The sequence below is a fragment of the Thermococcus henrietii genome, assembly GCF_900198835.1.
Lineage (GTDB): Archaea > Methanobacteriota_B > Thermococci > Thermococcales > Thermococcaceae > Thermococcus > Thermococcus henrietii.
The window spans coordinates 1,621,541-1,637,618 of sequence record NZ_LT900021.1 but is presented as its reverse complement, the minus strand read 5'-3'; the positions used below and the strand labels follow the sequence as shown (position 1 = coordinate 1,637,618).

Here is a 16,078-nt window from a genome sequence, read left to right as displayed (position 1 = left end):
GTTTTATACGGCCCGACTAAATCCAAGGTGGTGAAAGAAGATGCCGGTGCTGGGATACAATATTACAAAAGTTGAGATGGAAAAAAACGCCCAGAACGTTCCCCCAGGGGAGATTGAAGTCAAGATATCTCCCAGGGTCAGGGAGCTTCGCCTCGGTGAAATTAGAACCCCAACCGGGAAGGTAAACGGAATCGAAGTTCTCTTCACGTACGAGGTCTCATACAACCCCCAAATAGCTAAGGCGGTTGTTGAGGGTGCCCTTATGTACCTGCCGCCTCAGAAGGAGAAGATTGATGAGATACTGAACACATGGGAGGACGAAAAGAAGGTCGATTCCCTCCTCTTCGTTGAAGTCGTCAACTTCCTCTCCATCGAGCTGACGCCAATGCTGGCGGTCATAGCCAAGGAGATGCGTCTTCCGTACCACGTTCCGATTCCAAGGGCAGAGCTCAGAACTCAGTGAGTCCCTCCGCCTCCAGTATCTTCCTTCTTACCTCGGTTAGCTCGTCTCTCTTTTCGAGTATCTTGTCCGCGACCTCGAATGCCTTTGGAAGGTTGTTCTTCTTCAGGTGAAACTCAACTACGTCAATTTCGTCGAGGACCTCAACCGAGCCTTTCTGGGACGCGTATACCTTCGCAACGGCGAGCCTTACACGGGTTCTGTGCTGGAGTCCGCCGACGAGCTCAAGGGCGCTCTTGTAGGCATTCATTGCCTCCTCAACCTTTCCGACGCCTATCAGAGCCTCTGTGGCCTCCATAAGCTTCTGTGATGCCATCTTATCGTTTCCAGACGCGCGGTGGGAGCTGACGACCTGGTTGAGCATCCTGATGGTGTTAATCCCTATAAGCTTCGCCCTTCCGCTGTTGCCCGCGAGCAGATAAGCGTACTGAGCCTTAACGAGGTAGCTAGTGGTCCCGTTCAGGTCCCCCTCGGAGTAGGCCAGCTTGCTGGCCCTCTCGTAGTTCTTCGCGGCGGTGTCCATCATCTCCTTGAAGTGGGCGTCGTAGCCGAATATGACCTTCGTGTAGCGAGCCAGCTCGTAAAAGGCGTCTGCCGCCGCCTCAGCGTCGCCTTCACCGAGTTTTGTCTCAGCAATCTGGCCGTAGAGGCTTATAAGTTTCTCCGCAATCTTTCTCGCCTCTTCCTCAGAGCCTGCCAGTCTGTAGTAGCGGAACGCCGACTCGTAGGCCCTTATTGCGAGGGCTACATCGCTCACCTCCTCGTAGGAGTTTCCGAGGTCCTCGTATATGTTGGCGAACTCAAGGGAGTACTTGCCAAGCAAGCGGGTGTCGTTGAGGGTTGCAAACGCTTCAAGGACGCTGAAGCAATAGTCGTCGAGACGGTCAATATCAACCTCTGGCTTTGAAATCTCCTCCTCGATAAGGTCTATGTAGAGGTAAGCGCTCTTAAGGAGGGAGGGCCTAGCCTTCTCGATTCCGGCCCTCTTGGCGAGGAAGTAGCCCAGATAACGGTACAGTCTCGCGGCGTTTTCCTTATCCCCTCTCGCCTCGTACCCCTTGGCTGCTCGAAGGATTAGTTTGAGCCCATCCTTGGCTTTACCATTGTCTATGTATTTGAACCCGAGCTCCTCAAGTTCCTCAGGCGAAGAGTCAATACCCGGCGAAATCAAAGTCCTCACCCCACCCACTCGAATCGGGTTGATTTACTTGAAAGCAATATTTAAGCGTTGCCTAAGCGCGGATTATTCGGTAACCCGAAGCCTTCCTCAGCCTGTTCATGACTGCTAGACCTAGGCCCCGCTCCTCGACTCCCTCCGCGATTATTACATCAACACCGCGTCTGTCGAGCTCCCTAAGAGCCCTAAACAGGTTTCTGGCAACGTCCTCGACAGTTTTTCCAAGGTGGAAGAACTCGTCGGCCTCGAACTCCTCGGTGGCCATTACTCCCACGCGGTAGCCCTTAGAGCGGTACTCCGCAACGAGTTCCTCAATCTTTTCTCTAACCTTCTCCCTCGGCCCCTCGACCACCACAACCGGGGCGTTCGGCGAGTAGTGCCTGTACTTCATTCCCGGCGCCCTCGCGAGGTCAACGGCCTTCCCCTTAACCGCCGGGTGAATCTCGACCGGGCCGATGACCTTCTCAATCTCCTCAAGGGGCAACCCACCGGGCCGAAGGAGCGTCGGCCTCTCGGAGCTGATGTCTATCACCGTCGACTCGACACCTACCCATGTTGGTCCGCCGTCGATTATCGCCTCTATCCTGCCGTAGAAGTCATCGACCACGTGCTCTGCCAGGGTTGGACTCGGCTTCCCGCTTATGTTGGCGGAAGGCGCCGCGATAGGCGTGCTGGCCCTTATCAGTGCGAGCGCTATCGGGTGGGCCGGCATTCTTACGGCAACGGTGTCGAGTCCTCCAGTTGTAACGAGCGGAACCTCTTCCCTCTTCGGCAGGACGAGGGTTAGGGGCCCCGGCCAAAACTTCTCCGCCAGGAGCTTGGCCTCCTCTGGAATCTCCCTCGCGAGCTTCTTAAGGTCGTTGAAATCTGCGATGTGGACTATGAGCGGGTTGTCGGCCGGTCTTCCCTTGGCCTCGAAAATCCTTCTCACGGCGTTTTCGTTCAGCGCGTCGGCTCCAAGGCCGTAAACTGTCTCAGTCGGAAAGGCAACGAGCTTTCCCTCTATGATGAGCCTCCCGGCGACTTTAATCTTCCTCTCGTCGAGGCCGTCTCGCGTGTTTATCACAATCGTCATGCTCTCACCCGTGGAAATCCCTAAAAAAGCCGTTAAAAACCTATCCCGTGAGGGACTCGTAAAGGGCTTCAACCTCCCTCGCGACCTTCTCCCATGAGTAAAACCGGGCGACGCGCCTTCCGATTGTCCCGGCCTTCCGGTTCACCTTCGGCTCGAGGAGCGTTCTTACGGCCTCAACGAGCCCGTCAAAGCTTTCAAAGGTCAGCCCGTTCTTTCCCTCGCGTATCAGCTCTGGAATAGCACTGACGCGCCTTCCAACGGCCGGAACTCCAAGGGAGTTTGCCTCCAAAATCACGAGGCCGAAGCCTTCTCTCTTCGAGGGGAGGACGAGTAGCCTGCTCTCCAATAGAATTCTGTTCACGTCCCTCCTATAGCCGAGGAAACGGACGTTGCCCGGAGCTTTCTCTTTAAGCTTCTTTCTCAGCGGGCCGTCGCCAACGACGAGAAACTCTTCCCCCGGAAAGTGCCTCGCGAGCTCGATGAAGGTTTCGGGCGACTTGTACTCCCTGAGCGCCCCGATGAAGGTGATGTACCTCCTCTCCGCCGGGATTTCCTCCATCTCTTCGACACCGTTGGGGATTACCCTGACGTTTCCGGCCCCCCGCCTCTGGGCGAGCTTGGCGAGGTAGTGGCTGACTGTTATGACAGCATCAGCTCTCTCAAGGCTTCTCCTGACGTAAAACCTTCCAAGCGTCAGCTTTGCAGTGTGCTCTAAATCGCTTCCGTGGGCGGTAACGACGAGCGGAAGGTTAAGCCGTTCTTTCGCCAGAACTCCGGCGAAGCTGGTCGTTCCAACGAAGTGGGCGTGGATTATATCGAACCCGAAGCGCCGGTGGAGTTGAACTATCTTCCTCGCACCTAAAAACGCGAAGCTCGTCCCCCTCAGCCCGTAAACCGGTGGAACCCTGACCTGATGAACCAGGTCCTTCTCGAAGTCCCTCGGCTCGACCGGGCCGTAGGTGAGAACGTGGACCTCGTGCCTCTTTCTCAGCTCTCGAACGAGATTGTCAAGGTGCCTCGCGACGCCCCCGCCGTGCGGTGGATAGTGGCCGACCATGAGGACTCTCATGTGCCTGGATTGGAAAAGGGGGTTAAAAAGCGTTTGGAAATGTCTCGCGGAAGAGCCTTTCGGCAAATTCTCTCAGCGAGAGGCCTTCCCTCTTCGCGAGCTTTTCAAGGAGCTTCTGCGCCCTGCTACCGTATTGAGCGGCCTTCTTCTCCCGGTTTGCTATCCACTCCGGGACTCCGAGCCTTAAAGCGAGCCTCCTGAGGACTACCTTTCTCTCCCCTCCGGATATCTTGAGCTCGCCCGGGGTTCTCAGGGCTATGCCAACGACCGGGAGCGAGAGGAACGGGAAGCGTCCTTCGACCTCGTTGAGCATCGCTATCTTGTCGTCGCGCGCGAGGTTCCGCTCGGCTATGTTGAGCAGGTCCTCCCACATGAGCTCCGGCCTCTCGATGTACTTCGCGTAGCCCCCGAAGAGCTCGTCCGCCCCCTGTCCGCTCAGGAGAACCTTTACACCGTCCATTTTAGCGAGCCCGGTGGCGAAGTAGAGGGGAACCCCTATGGCAAGGTTCATCGGGTTCGGCTCCTCGATGGCGAAGATGACATTTTTGATGGCCTCTTCCACGTCGTCCAAGTCGAAAACCCTCTCCCTCAGCTCCCAGCCGAAGTGGTCGGAAACCTTCCTCGCCCACTCCAAGTCCGGACTGTCCTCTGTTCCGGCGGTGTAGAGGACGACGTCTGAGTGCCTCGACGCGAGATAAGCAATGAGCGTGCTGTCAAGCCCGCCGGAGAAGAGGATTCCCGTCCTTTGGGCGCTTCTAAGCTTTACCGCGTAGTCAAGGACGTTTTCGAGTCCTCTTAGAACGCTCTCCCCGGGGAGGGGCTTTCCCTTCAGGCACTCCAGTGAGAACAGCCTCGCGCGCCGGACTCCGTCTCCCAGAACGACGAGCTCGCCGGGCTCGACCGGAATTGCTTTCTCCCCAACCGCCCAGAGAACCTTCTTCTCGCTGGCGAAGAAGCCGTTGGGTGAGAAGTAAAGGGGTCGTATCCCCATTGGGTCCCTGAACAGGTAAATCCTCTCCCCATCTGAGAAGGCCACCGCGTAGTCGCCCTCAAGCCAGCGCATTGCCTCCTTAACCGCGTGGGGGAAGCTCAAACCCCTTTCCTTCAAAAACTCGATTAGGCGAAGTATTACTTCCGTGTCAACGTCGCTCTCAAAGGAAACGCCCTTCCCCTCAAGGAACGCCCGAATCTGGAAGTGATTGTAGATTTCGCCGTTGTGAACGAGAGCTAACTCGTTAACGAAGGGCTGTGTGAAGGTTTTTGAACCGGTCATGGCCAGCCTACACTGGAGGAGGCCTATTTTTCCGTCTGGAACCTCGTCCAGCCTTGAGAAGTCGCTCGACTTGAGCACTCCCCCGTCCGTCCAGACGCCGAAGCTGTCTGGCCCGCGGTGCTTTCCGGCTAAGGCCATCCTTATGAGCCTCTCCCTGACCTCACCGATTCCACCGGCGATAAGGCACATGCTCTCACCCATCTTCCTTCGAGATGGAGGAGAAAAGCCTTCGCCCTTTCCACTTGGGAGAGTTTGCAGGGAAAAGAGCGTTCCTTGAACGCCCGTTCACGTCAGGTCTCCACAGGTGCAGTAATGCTCATAAGCCACCGTCTCAAGTTCGTCAAAGCCTTCCCTCGTTTTGGCCGAGATGTAGAGAACTCTCGTTGGCGGCGCCAGCTCCGGAAGTGTTGAGCAGAGCTTGTACGCTAAAAGCCCCTGGGTTGAGGGTTCGAGCTTGAGCCTCGCCGTAAGGTATTCAATATCGTCGAGGTACTTCCTCAGCTCGTCGGCGTTGGCCGTGTCAATCTTGCTCAGCGCCGGAACGGTCGTTACGCCGAGCCTTAGGTCTATCATGAGGCCGAAGAAGAGCGCGAAGCAGAAGTCGGTCGGCTTCCTCAGTATCTCCGGCGAGAAGAGGTAGACGCCGAGGGCGTCGGGGAAGGCCTCCATGAGCTTTACCCCGAACTCGTGGAAGAGGAACGTCTCCATCTGGCCGGGGGTGTCTATTAGGACATAGTCGCTTCTCCCGTCGAGCTCCCTGATTCTTTCGGCGTAGTCATTGACCTTCGGAACGAGGAGGTCGTAGCTCCTGACTATCGCCCCGTTCGGGCCCAAACCTTCTTCCATGAGCTCCCACGCGGTCACATCGTCGCGCACATCGACGTCCGGCCGGTAGGGGAGCTTTCTAACGCCCGTGTCGAGGTTGACGTACGAGACCGAGTAGCCGTTCTCCTCAAGATACTTTCCGAACTCGGCCGTTAGGGTTGTCTTCCCGCTCCCCGCGGTGCCAATGAAGGCCAGAATCATCCCATCACCCTCGCCTTGAAGCCAGCTATCCTCACGACCGTCTCGGCCAGCTCGTAGAAGGCCTTCGCGCCGTCGGAGTCGGGGGCGTACTCGACGACGGGGACTCCCTCAAGCGTCGCCTCCCTGACCTTCGGGTCCTCCGGAACGACGACCAAAAGTGGGACCTCCATGACCTCCTCTGCAACGTCTGGAGGGATGTCGTTGTCGCTCCTGCCGTAGCGGTTCAGGACGAAGCCGAGAACGGCCAGACCAGCCTTTTTGAGGACGATTCCAACCTTCATGGTGTCGGTTATGCACGAGATTTCCGGGTTCGTGACGAGGATTACCTCCTCCCCGCTCATCATCGCGTTCATCGCGTCCATCTGGAGCCCCGCGGGGCAATCAATGATGATGAAGTCGTAGTGGGGCTTGAGGGGCTTTATCGTGCCAGGCAATCGCCTTGGGTCGGCCCTTATGACGTGTTCCCAGTCAACGGCAGCAGGAACGAGGTAAACGTTATCGTAGCTCGTCGCGTAGATTGCATCATTAATCTGGGCCGTTCCAGCCAGAACGTCATGAATCGTCGTCTCAGCGTCGTCTATTCCCATGACGAGACTCAGGTTTGCCATCGTCAGGTCGGCGTCAATCGCCAGAACCTTGTAGCCCATCTTGCCGAGTGCTATCGAAAGGTTCGCGGTGGTGGTCGTTTTCCCGGTTCCACCCTTCCCGCTCGCAATCGAGATTAATCGGCCCATCATCCCACCCCTTTAAGGTTAGCCTAAACCTTTATGAACCTTTAGCCTCAGCGAAGAGCGGTGAGAGAGATGAGAGTGTTCGTTCCAGACACGAGCGTGATAGTTGATGGAAGACTAACGCAGTTCCTCTCAACCCTCGACGAGAAGGTCAAGGTCGTTGTTCCTGAAGCGGTCATAGCCGAGATAGAACACCAGGCCAACGAGGGAAAGGCGATAGGCCATACGGGCCTTGAGGAGCTCAAAAAGCTCCGCGACATGGCCGACAGGGGAGAGATACTCCTCGAGTTCTACGGCGAGAGGCCGGAGCTCTGGCAGATTAGACGAGCCAAGGCCGGCGAGATAGACCACATGGTCCGTGAGACGGCAAAACAGCTCAACGCCACCCTGATAACCGGCGACCAGGTGCAGAGGGACATTGCGATAGCCAAGGGCATCGACGTGATTTATTTAACCGCCAAGAAGGAGGTTCGCCACCGCCTCGAGGACTTCTTCGACGAGACGACGATGAGCGTCCACCTCAAGGCAGGGGTTAAGCCCCTCGCCAAGAAGGGGAAGCCCGGCGAGTGGAGGCTCGTTCCAATCCGCGACGAACCGCTGAGCGACGAGGAGCTGGAGGAGATAGCCGACGACATAGTCGAGAGGGCGAAGAGGGAACCAGACAGCTTCATAGAGCTCGACGAGCCGGGAGCTACCGTCGTCCAGCTCAGGAACTACCGTATCGTCATAGCCAAGCCGCCCTTCGCCGACAGGATTGAGATTACCGCCGTCAGGCCGGTTAAAAAACTCAGCATAGAGGACTACGAGCTGAGCGAGAGGCTGTTGGAGAGGCTCAAGGACAAGGCCGAGGGAATACTCATCGCCGGTGCGCCCGGTGAAGGAAAGACGACCTTCGCCCAGGCTTTAGCTGAGTGGTACGCGAGCATGGGCAAGATAGTGAAGACGATGGAGAAGCCGAGGGACCTGCAGGTGAGCGAGGAGATAACGCAGTACACCGCTCTAAACGGTAAGATGGAGCTCACCGGCGACATACTGCTTCTCGTGAGGCCGGACTACACGATATTCGACGAGATGAGGAAGACGAGCGACTTCAAGATTTACTCCGACCTCCGTCTGGCTGGCGTCGGAATGGTTGGAGTGGTTCACGCGACGAAGCCGATAGACGCCATTCAGCGCTTCATTGGAAGGGTCGAGCTCGGAATGATACCGCAGATAGTCGATACGGTTCTCTTCATCAAGGCGGGCAGAGTTGCGAAGGTTCTGACGCTCGAGTACCTCGTCAAGGTCCCGAGTGGGATGAAGGAGGAGGACCTCGCGAGGCCGGTCATAGAGGTTAGGGACTTCGAGACGGGTGAACTTGAGTACGAAATCTACACCTACGGCGAGGAGATAAGCGTCGTCCCGGTTAAGAAGGAGGAGAAGGCCCCTGCACTGAGACTCGCCGAGAAGAGGCTCAAGCAGGAAATTAAGAAGTTCCTGCCCGATGTTTACACCGAGGTCGAGGTAGTCAGCCCGCACAAGGCCGTGATTTACGCCGACGAGTTCGACATTCCGGCAATCATAGGCAAGAAGGGCAAGCGCATCACAGAGCTGGAGAAGAGGATAGGCATAAGCATAGACGTCAAGAGCTTCGCCGAGCGCGAGGCTGAAAAGCCCAAGGAGAAGATACCCGTCGAGGTCGAGGAAAAGAAGAAAACGATTGTCCTTCGCGTCTCGCCCGACTACGCGAAGAAACCGCTCAAGTTCTACGGTGGTGAGCAGTACGTCTTCACCGCGACGCCGAGCAAGAAAGGCCTTGTCAAGGTCAGCAAGAGCACGCCGATTGGCAAGGAACTCAAGAGGCTCATCCAGGCTGGCATACCAATCTGGGCCAGCACCTGAAGTCCAAAGCTTTTTTAATGCCCCTTCCAATTCTTTTTGGTGGTGTCCATGAAGTACGACGTCGTTATCATTCCGGAGAGCTTCCACAAGTTCGATAAACACAACATGGAGCACATCTGCCCTCCGATGGTCATCGGGGACAGGAGCTACGACATAGCGATGGAGATAGTGAACGGCGTTGACAGGGTCATAAAGGCAAACTTCAACGCGAGCGTCGAGGAGCTTGAGGGCGAGGACTGCGACGTTCTCTACCGGAAGTACACGCTCGAGAAGGACGGCAGGAAGGGCATCGTCCACGTCAAGCTGAGGAGAATAGCCGAGAACTGCCCGCCGATAGACGGGAACCGCTGTTCGGTTCTCGAGTTCGAGAGGGACGTTGAGTGCATAGTTGAGGCAATAGAGGAGTGCCTCGATTAGGCTCGGTTGCGAGGGTACTCATCACGGTTCAGCTAGCGAAATTATCGTCATCGCCCGTTCAACTTGGGCGCTTTCCTTTTAACGTTTGGGGGTGAGTGAATGCTCGTTCTGGCGTCGGCTTCACCGAGGAGACGGGAGATACTGTCGCGCTTCATCGCTGACTTTCACGTAATCCCGAGCAACGCCGAGGAGAAGTGTTCCAGCACTGTTCCAGAGGAATGTGCCGTCGAGCTTGCGAGGCTGAAGGCGCGGGAGGTTTACTCCCGGACCGGCGGAACGGTCATCGGGGCTGACACAGTCGTTAGCATCGACGGAAAAATCCTTGGAAAGCCAGGGGACGAGAATGAAGCCTACGAGATGCTCAAGCTCCTCAGCGGAAGGGTTCATCGCGTCACGACCGGTTATTGCATAATCCACGAGGGAAGGGAGATAACCGGTTTCGTGACGACTGAAGTCAAGTTCAGAAACCTTGACGACGAGCTAATCTGGGCTTACATAAGAACGGGCGAGCCGATGGACAAGGCCGGAGCCTATGGAATTCAGGGAAAGGCGGGCCTCTTCGTCGAGTGGATTAAGGGGGACTACTATAACGTCGTGGGCTTCCCGATGGAGATAATATGGAAGCTCAGGGAGCTTGGCTTTGATGTGTTATCACGCTGAGGCAAGGCCTTCTTTGAGTTCTATGTTTGATTGGCTCTGTTTCCTTATTTGGAGCTTGGAAACAACCAGGGGGTTGGATTTTGGGTCTCCAAAAAATGTAACCATCTATAATATTTTGCTGGATTTGATGTGACGAATTTTCTTCGAAAAGAAGGGCAGGACGTTTTGAGTCCGTGAATTTTGCCAATCCCAACTGAAATCGTGCCCTGTTCAATTTAGTGCTGTTATAATCGTTTGTTTTTGTCTATCGTCCCGGTAACGTTTAGGGGAATGCCATCAAATTTATTCGGCTCAGATTTTTTGGTGAGTCTCTTGCTTCTACCTGAAAATCGGTGTTCCCTCACCGCTTGAATTCAGGGCCTCTGATGGATTTTATAGTGGCTTTTTCAGAAATGCTTAAATATTGGGGCGTTCTTATTTCTCCTCTGGACGAAAGGGCGAGTTTCACGCCCTGTTGCAATAAGACTCGAGGAGAATTGAAAGATAGATGCCAAAGACACGCCTGAAGCAATGCAGTTCAGTTGCAATAAGACTCGAGGAGAATTGAAAGTATTGTCTCGTTTTTCACGTTCACGGTGAGGGTGAGTTGCAATAAGACTCGAGGAGAATTGAAAGCGAACTACGTATAGGACCCTAAAGCCCACCGTGTCAGTTGCAATAAGACTCTAGGAGAATTGAAAGCGATGATGGCCTGTAGATTATCAAACTCAGCAAGGCCGTTGCAATAAGACTCGAGGAGAATTGAAAGCTCTAGAGAGTTGTACCAAAAGCTTAATCCTCTCATGTTGTGTATTGAATCTCATGAAGAGGCTCGGCGTCGCGCTCCTACTCCTCGTCCTCCTCGCGTTCCTTTGGAGCATACACGCCAAGGTCGTTGAAAACCGGGCTCCTAATCACACCGTTGCCCCGGCCACTAATTGGTCCACGCAATCGCTCGGAGAAGAGCCTATAACGGCTCAGCAGTACGAGAAGCTCCTGGGCGTTGGAATCGACGTTGACTGGATGAGCTTCGCGAGGGTTCACCGCTACTACTTCTACTGGCGCTCGAAGGGTGTGAACGTGCCAGAATACTTCAAGAAAGCTGGCTTCTCCAACGTCAGGATAAGGGTAGAAGCTGACGTCGTGAACAACAAAACCGCGTTGGTCCAGCTCGGCGAGATAGTCAACGACACACTCAAAGCCGGCCTTATCCCAATTATCACATATACGGCACCGGAGCTGAGGAACGACCCGACGAGCGAGAAGGCCCAGGAGCACTTCATCCTCTGGTGGAAGACCGTCGCCGAGTACTTCAAAGGAACCTCCTACCTTCTTTCCTACGACCTCCTCATCGAGTCGAGTGGGCCGATAAAAGACTATCCCAACGTCCTCAACAAGGTTTACGCTCAGACGATAGCCGAAATCAGAAAAATCGACCCCTACCGGCTCGTTTTCGTAACCCCTGTGCGGGTTTCAAGCCCCTTCTACCTCAATTACCTCAACGTTACCAACGACGGCTACACCCTCGCCGAGTGGCACGTCTACGCGGGCGGCCCGAAGCACTGCACCTACAACATGACCTTAATAGAGAGCGCGATAAACGCCGCCCTCAACTGGTCGAAAAAGACCGGAATTCCCACGTGGGTTGGTGCGTGGAGGCCGTTCTGGTTTTCAAAGAAGGATAAAAGCGTTCAGTGCCCGATTCAGGCTGACGAGGACTTCGGAAAGGTTATGGCCTCGGCCCTCTGGAACGCCGGAATCCCCTACGACATCAACGCCGACGTATGGTTCTTCAACATCGAGAACCTGACGTGGTATCAGGACAGGCTCCCGGTTCTGAGGGTAGTCCTTCACCCCTCGTCCTCAACGTAGGGGGCGGTTATGACTTTCCTTATCTCCCTCGCCTTCTTTTCGCCTATCCCCTCGACCTCCTTGAGCTCCTCTTCCGTTGCTGTGAATACCCGCTCGACGTTGCCGAAGTGCCTCAGCAGGCGCTTGGCCAGCGTCGAGGAGACGTTTGGAAGGCCCTCAACGATTAGGCGCTGTCTCTCAGCCAGGGTTAGGGCCTTCTTCTCGCTCCTCAGCCTCACTTCCTTCTTCCGCTCCTCCTGCTCGCGTTTAGCTAAGAGGTAAATGAAATGGGCCGTTTCCTCCTTCCCCGAGGAGAAGAGCACCGGAACACCCCAGTCAACGGTTACCGAGGCTATGGCTCCCCTAATCGCGTTGGGGTGGACGTTCCTGATGCCGTAGAGCTCTCCCTCGATGATTATTACGGGCTTCTCGTAGGCCCTCTTAAGCCTCTCAACCTGGTCGAAGAGCCTGCCGTCTATGATTGACTGTATGAAGTCGTTGGCACTCTTCCTCTCTATTCCCACCTCCTCGCTGACGACGTAATCGGCAACGTCGAGGGTTCTGACCTCAATCTCAGCCCCAAGCTCCTTCAGAATCTTCGGCACCCCGCTCCTTAGCTCGCGCGAGTCAACGTAGACTACTATTCCCTTCGGTTTCCTCACGAAGATGGGTTTAACCGGGATTTCCCCGCTCTTGCTCTCAGCTTTTTTCTCATCTTGAATCTGCAGGGCTTTTGATTCGGCCTTTTTCTCCGGTTCTTCTGCCTTTTCCCCGCTCCCGGCCTTCTTGACCCTGCCAACCTTTAGAAACGCGTCAAGGGAAGTTATCCTCCCCTTCCCCATCTCAACCCTCTCCCGGCCTTTTGATTCCCTCTCAAGCTTTGATTCAAGCTCCCTTGCGACTTTCCTTATCGCCTCGAACATGCCTTTCTCCTTCCTCCGGGAGCTCCAGTAGTAGGCCTCGTCGCGCGTCCCCTTGGCCATGAGGATTACCACCTTTCCGGGCCTGTGTCTTCCTGTTCTGCCGCGGCGCTGTATGCTCCTTATTGCTGAAGGCACGGGCTCGTAGAAGACGACCAAATCCACCTCGGGAACATCCAGCCCCTCCTCACCGACGCTCGTGGCAACTAAAACGTTGAACTCACCGCGCGAGAACCTGTCTAGGACTTCTTTCTGCTCCCTCTGGCTCATCCCCCTGTCCGTTCCCCTGCTCGCCTGTCCTATGAAGCGCTCCGCCGAGATGCCCATCTCCTTGAGCTCCTCAACTATCTTCCTGCCCGTGTCGCGGTAGTTCGTGAAAACGATTATTTTAGAGTCCGGCTTTTTCTCAAGTTGTTTCCGGATAAGCTCCTTCAGCTTCTCCATCTTCGGGTGGTCGAGGCCAAGTTCCTTCGCCTGAACGAGGAGGTAGGTGACCTTCCTCATGCGCGGGTCTTCCATGAGTTCTCTACCGGACTTCGAGCGGTCCTCGCGGAGCTTCTTGAGGTAGCTCCTGAGTGCAGTTAGTCCCTGGGTCTCCAAAAGTTCAATCGCGTGGTGGAGCTTCATGGCCTTGGCCTGGTGCTTCTTGAGGTAGCCGATGGAGTAGTCGCCTTTGGCCATCGCCTGGTTTATCTTCGAGCCCGCCTGAAGGACCTCCCTCTTCGAGATGTCTGGCGAAGAGGAGCTCACAAGCCCGGCATCGGCGAGGGGTTTTAGGGAATCCTTGAGCATCTCGCGCAGGATTTTTCTTACATCTTTGTAGATTCCCGGCAGTTCGACCTTAACCCAGTCGAAGGCTATCTTCTGGACGTAGGGCTTGACGTCCGGCGAGCTCTCGGTTCTGATTTCTATGCGTTCTATCCCTAGGTTCTCAACTATCTCGCGAATCTTCTCCTCGTCGCTACCGGGCGATGCAGTTAATCCGAGGACGAGGGGATGTTTGGCGGTCTTAAGGTACTCCTTCGCTATGAAGACGTAGGCGTAGTTGCCAACGGCCCTGTGAGCCTCATCGACGACGAGCAGGACGACGTCCTCAAGCGAAATCCTCCCGGTTAGGATATCATTTTCAACGGTCTGGGGCGTCGCGGTAATGACAACGCTCTTCCTCCACAGCTCGGCGCGCTTCTCGGGGGAAAGCTCGCCGGTGAGGACGTTAATCTTCTCGGGCGGAAGGTTGAAGAGTCGCCTGAAGCTCTCGGCGTGTTGCATCGCCAGTGGTTTGGTCGGAGCTAAGAAGAGAACCTTTCCCCCGTACTTCGAAAGCCTGTAATCGGCTATGAGCATCGCTATGAGCGTCTTTCCTAAGCCGGTAGGCAGGACGACGAGGCAGTTCCGCTCCTTACAGCGGGCGTAGATTACCTCCTGGTAAACGCGGGGCTCGATTAAATCCCTGCGAAGATAGGACATGTTGAGCCCTTCGGTGGGGAACCATAAAAGCTTTCCGAGTGTGGCGTTGTTGAAGAAATGCCCTGTTGGGGCTTAGAAGTGCCGACTGTCATGGAAGTGCTACCCTCAACAGTGGCCCAACAGTCGTGGCAATAACGCTCGACTTTGAGATGCCTGCGAGGAGAATGAGATTGTTAACGGCGGGAACCGCCTTCAAGAGCACCATTCCGAGTGCGATAAGTTTGAAAGCGGGGCTGAGCTTTTCCAATCTGATTGAAATCGCTATGACACTGGCCCCGAGTGCCGTGAAGAGAGCGTAGCTGCCGAAAAAGAGCGCCGGGTTCCTGAGTCTCTCAGCTATTACCCCGTTGGCTTCAGCAAAGCCCAACCTAACCCCGAACCACGTTGTAAGGGCATCGACCAGTGCAAACAGTACGAAGAGGAGCACGTAGGTTCTCGCCTTCATCACTCGGTTTTTCGTTTGAATCCTTAAATACTTTTCTCGTTAGTCAGAACCTGCATATGTAGGTATCTATGCAGATGCCCAATGGCTTTTTCAACTAGGTGTGGAGGTGTGAACATGCTCCTGACGAGGCACGCAGAGGAAAGGCTCGTGAAAAGACTGGCAAAGAGGAGGAAGCTTGAGCGGGTCTACTCGGAACTCTGGGCGTTTCTCGACCGCTCGCGGAGGATTGACATCAACGAGCGCGTTGTAATCTTCACCGACGGAAGGAAGAGCCTCGTCTGTGCCAGGCTCGACTGCGAGAGGCTTCGCCTCGATGAAATCCGTGAGCGCGTGAAGGAATTGAAAGGAACCTATCGGTGCGTCTTTCCGGATAAGAGGCTCGCGAGGGAAACGTCTTCGCTCAAGTTCCTTTCTGAGATTCCAGACGGCATTTACTGCTTCTACCTCAACAGGGAAAAGCGAAACCTCTACATCGGGAGCGAGGAGCCCTTACTCGCAATAACTCTGAGGCCGGCGAAAAGACGGGAGCGGGAAAAGGTTAATAGGGAATCGAGTGAAACTTAGTTGGGTGAAGGGGATTGAGCATCGAGAGCGATGCATCGTTTCGAAAGGTCGAGGTTCCAATTCCTCCGGAGTTCAAAACCTTGGCGCGAATCAGGGGCGTTCCTGAGGAACGCTTAGTTAGGGCTGTCCAGCGGTTTCTCGTTCTTGAGGCGATATCCATGAATTCTGAACTCGAGCTCCAAGATGCAATGGAGCTTTCTCGGAAGGTGGGGAAGGGCGCATGGAAATCGCTGTAGTTGTGGACACCAACGTTGTCTTCGCTTCACTAATCCGTTCTGGAGGGGTTAACAGGTACGTCCTAACCCTTTTGTAGTAATACTCACGTGGAACGTCTCAGACTATATTGCCGAGAGAGGAATTTGGGTTATGACCCCTGTGGAGTTTCTAAAGTGGGTAAAGGAAAGGGTCTAGCTCCCGCTCTTTGCGGTCTCAACCATTGGCACGACCAGTATCTCCCCGAAGGGCTCCTCCTGAACGAGGTCGACCTTGCCCATGTTCGCTAAGAAGAGTAGGTAGAGGAAGGTCCTCGCGATGACCTTAGGTGTGTTGTCGAAGACCAAATCCCAGAACTTTATGGGCTTTCTCGTCTCCTCGTAGAGCTTCCTGACTATCTCGTAGAGCCTGTTGACGTGCTTCTCGATGTCAACGCGGAAGTCGTCAACTACGAAAACCTCCTCATCAATCTCCTCGCGCTTTCTCTTCCTCGGCTTCCTCCTCTCGGCTTCCTCAAGCGCGTCCATCAGCGCCTCAAGGAGGTCGTCGAAGGTGTAGTAGCGCTCCACCCTCCTGAGAGGAGGCGCTAAGGGCTCAACCTCGACGCGAATCCTCTCTTCCTCTTCTTCCTTCTCGTTCTCCTCTCCCTCGTAGAGTAAAGCCTCGCTCTTCATTCTGACGAGGATTGAAGCCGCTAGGATTGCCCTCGCTGAAACGCGGAGGTCGAGCTCCTTCATCTCCCTGAGCCTTTGAATGTACTTCTCGGTCAAATCAACGATGTCGATGTTCCAGGGGTCAACGCGCCCCATCTGGACGAGCTGGAGCAGTATGTCAATCGGGGTGATTTCCTCTTCCCTTCTCGATTCCATC

The 16,078-nt window shown here is 55.2% G+C and carries 16 protein-coding genes and 1 CRISPR repeat array; of the genes, 7 read left to right on the top strand and 9 right to left on the bottom strand.

Going from position 1 to position 16,078, the window contains the following annotated elements; all coding sequences use genetic code 11:
* Positions 1-40: 40 nt before the first annotated feature.
* Positions 41-463: a hypothetical protein gene (locus tag CS910_RS08905; protein WP_099211299.1), complete on the top strand. Its 423-nt coding sequence runs from the start codon at positions 41-43 to the stop codon at positions 461-463.
* Here CS910_RS08905 and CS910_RS08900 read toward each other — a convergent pair.
* The 6 genes from CS910_RS08900 to minD form a co-directional block, all read right to left on the bottom strand.
* Positions 450-1,640, bottom strand: coding sequence for a hypothetical protein (locus CS910_RS08900; RefSeq protein WP_394346603.1), 1,191 nt, complete (start codon positions 1,638-1,640; stop codon positions 450-452). The two genes, CS910_RS08905 and CS910_RS08900, sit on opposite strands and share 14 nt — an antisense overlap.
* A gap of 52 nt (positions 1,641-1,692) precedes the next feature.
* On the bottom strand, positions 1,693-2,712 hold the full coding sequence (locus CS910_RS08895) for an L-threonylcarbamoyladenylate synthase (protein WP_099211295.1): 1,020 nt from the start codon (positions 2,710-2,712) through the stop codon (positions 1,693-1,695).
* A gap of 40 nt (positions 2,713-2,752) precedes the next feature.
* Positions 2,753-3,781: a glycosyltransferase family 4 protein gene (locus tag CS910_RS08890; protein ID WP_099211293.1), complete on the bottom strand. Its 1,029-nt coding sequence runs from the start codon at positions 3,779-3,781 to the stop codon at positions 2,753-2,755.
* Positions 3,782-3,803: 22 nt separating this feature from the next.
* Positions 3,804-5,243 (bottom strand): DUF7411 family protein, encoded by a 1,440-nt coding sequence (locus tag CS910_RS08885; protein ID WP_099211291.1) that lies wholly within the window; start codon positions 5,241-5,243, stop codon positions 3,804-3,806.
* A 96-nt stretch (positions 5,244-5,339) separates the two neighbouring features.
* Positions 5,340-6,080: an ATP/GTP-binding protein gene (locus tag CS910_RS08880; protein WP_099211289.1), complete on the bottom strand. Its 741-nt coding sequence runs from the start codon at positions 6,078-6,080 to the stop codon at positions 5,340-5,342.
* Positions 6,077-6,814: a cell division ATPase MinD gene (minD, locus tag CS910_RS08875; protein WP_042690266.1), complete on the bottom strand. Its 738-nt coding sequence runs from the start codon at positions 6,812-6,814 to the stop codon at positions 6,077-6,079. Before minD ends, CS910_RS08880 begins: the two co-directional genes overlap by 4 nt.
* Positions 6,815-6,883: 69 nt before the next feature.
* Between minD and CS910_RS08870 the strand changes: the two genes are divergently transcribed.
* From CS910_RS08870 to CS910_RS08855, 4 genes are all read left to right on the top strand, one after another.
* The gene (locus CS910_RS08870) at positions 6,884-8,692 is read left to right on the top strand and encodes a PINc/VapC family ATPase (RefSeq protein ID WP_099211287.1); all 1,809 of its coding nucleotides are present in this window, start codon (positions 6,884-6,886) and stop codon (positions 8,690-8,692) included.
* A 48-nt stretch (positions 8,693-8,740) separates the two neighbouring features.
* Positions 8,741-9,109, top strand: coding sequence for a hypothetical protein (locus CS910_RS08865; RefSeq protein ID WP_099211285.1), 369 nt, complete (start codon positions 8,741-8,743; stop codon positions 9,107-9,109).
* A gap of 99 nt (positions 9,110-9,208) precedes the next feature.
* Complete coding sequence (locus CS910_RS08860; protein WP_099211283.1) at positions 9,209-9,769, top strand: Maf-like protein; 561 nt, start codon at positions 9,209-9,211, stop codon at positions 9,767-9,769.
* A gap of 453 nt (positions 9,770-10,222) precedes the next feature.
* A CRISPR array of direct repeats spans positions 10,223-10,517; the repeat unit is 30 nt; unit sequence GTTGCAATAAGACTCGAGGAGAATTGAAAG.
* A gap of 53 nt (positions 10,518-10,570) precedes the next feature.
* Positions 10,571-11,620: a glycoside hydrolase family 5 protein gene (locus CS910_RS08855; RefSeq protein WP_099211281.1), complete on the top strand. Its 1,050-nt coding sequence runs from the start codon at positions 10,571-10,573 to the stop codon at positions 11,618-11,620.
* Here the strand turns inward: CS910_RS08855 and CS910_RS08850 are convergent.
* Both CS910_RS08850 and CS910_RS08845 read right to left on the bottom strand, forming a co-directional pair.
* Entirely contained in the window at positions 11,599-13,986 is a 2,388-nt protein-coding gene (locus tag CS910_RS08850; RefSeq protein WP_099211279.1) for a DEAD/DEAH box helicase, read from the bottom strand. The genes CS910_RS08855 and CS910_RS08850 overlap by 22 nt on opposite strands.
* A gap of 88 nt (positions 13,987-14,074) precedes the next feature.
* The gene (locus CS910_RS08845) at positions 14,075-14,431 is read right to left on the bottom strand and encodes a DUF5658 family protein (RefSeq protein WP_099211277.1); all 357 of its coding nucleotides are present in this window, start codon (positions 14,429-14,431) and stop codon (positions 14,075-14,077) included.
* A 114-nt stretch (positions 14,432-14,545) separates the two neighbouring features.
* Here CS910_RS08845 and CS910_RS08840 point away from each other — a divergent pair, with 114 nt between their 5' ends.
* Together CS910_RS08840 and CS910_RS08835 are read left to right on the top strand one after the other, a co-directional pair.
* The gene (locus CS910_RS08840) at positions 14,546-14,995 is read left to right on the top strand and encodes a hypothetical protein (protein ID WP_099211275.1); all 450 of its coding nucleotides are present in this window, start codon (positions 14,546-14,548) and stop codon (positions 14,993-14,995) included.
* 14 nt (positions 14,996-15,009) lie between these two features.
* The gene (locus CS910_RS08835) at positions 15,010-15,231 is read left to right on the top strand and encodes a hypothetical protein (RefSeq protein ID WP_042690523.1); all 222 of its coding nucleotides are present in this window, start codon (positions 15,010-15,012) and stop codon (positions 15,229-15,231) included.
* A gap of 171 nt (positions 15,232-15,402) precedes the next feature.
* On the opposite strand, the gene CS910_RS08830 is transcribed toward CS910_RS08835, so the two are convergent.
* Positions 15,403-16,077, bottom strand: a complete 675-nt coding sequence (locus CS910_RS08830; protein ID WP_099211273.1) for a segregation and condensation protein A — start codon at positions 16,075-16,077, stop codon at positions 15,403-15,405.
* Position 16,078: the final 1 nt, after the last annotated feature.

Excerpts from the sequence above, each read along its gene's own strand:
- CS910_RS08905 (WP_099211299.1), top strand. The coding sequence starts at position 41 with ATGCCGGTGCTGGGATACAATATTACAAAAGTTGAGATGGAAAAAAAC.
- CS910_RS08895 (WP_099211295.1), bottom strand. The coding sequence starts at position 2,712 with ATGACGATTGTGATAAACACGCGAGACGGCCTCGACGAGAGGAAGATT.
- CS910_RS08890 (WP_099211293.1), bottom strand. The coding sequence starts at position 3,781 with ATGAGAGTCCTCATGGTCGGCCACTATCCACCGCACGGCGGGGGCGTC.
- CS910_RS08885 (WP_099211291.1), bottom strand. The coding sequence starts at position 5,243 with ATGTGCCTTATCGCCGGTGGAATCGGTGAGGTCAGGGAGAGGCTCATA.
- CS910_RS08880 (WP_099211289.1), bottom strand. The coding sequence starts at position 6,080 with ATGATTCTGGCCTTCATTGGCACCGCGGGGAGCGGGAAGACAACCCTA.
- minD (WP_042690266.1), bottom strand. The coding sequence starts at position 6,814 with ATGGGCCGATTAATCTCGATTGCGAGCGGGAAGGGTGGAACCGGGAAA.
- CS910_RS08870 (WP_099211287.1), top strand. The coding sequence starts at position 6,884 with ATGAGAGTGTTCGTTCCAGACACGAGCGTGATAGTTGATGGAAGACTA.
- CS910_RS08865 (WP_099211285.1), top strand. The coding sequence starts at position 8,741 with ATGAAGTACGACGTCGTTATCATTCCGGAGAGCTTCCACAAGTTCGAT.
- CS910_RS08860 (WP_099211283.1), top strand. The coding sequence starts at position 9,209 with ATGCTCGTTCTGGCGTCGGCTTCACCGAGGAGACGGGAGATACTGTCG.
- CS910_RS08855 (WP_099211281.1), top strand. The coding sequence starts at position 10,571 with ATGAAGAGGCTCGGCGTCGCGCTCCTACTCCTCGTCCTCCTCGCGTTC.
- CS910_RS08850 (WP_099211279.1), bottom strand. The coding sequence starts at position 13,986 with ATGTCCTATCTTCGCAGGGATTTAATCGAGCCCCGCGTTTACCAGGAG.
- CS910_RS08845 (WP_099211277.1), bottom strand. The coding sequence starts at position 14,431 with ATGAAGGCGAGAACCTACGTGCTCCTCTTCGTACTGTTTGCACTGGTC.
- CS910_RS08840 (WP_099211275.1), top strand. The coding sequence starts at position 14,546 with ATGCTCCTGACGAGGCACGCAGAGGAAAGGCTCGTGAAAAGACTGGCA.
- CS910_RS08830 (WP_099211273.1), bottom strand. The coding sequence starts at position 16,077 with ATGGAATCGAGAAGGGAAGAGGAAATCACCCCGATTGACATACTGCTC.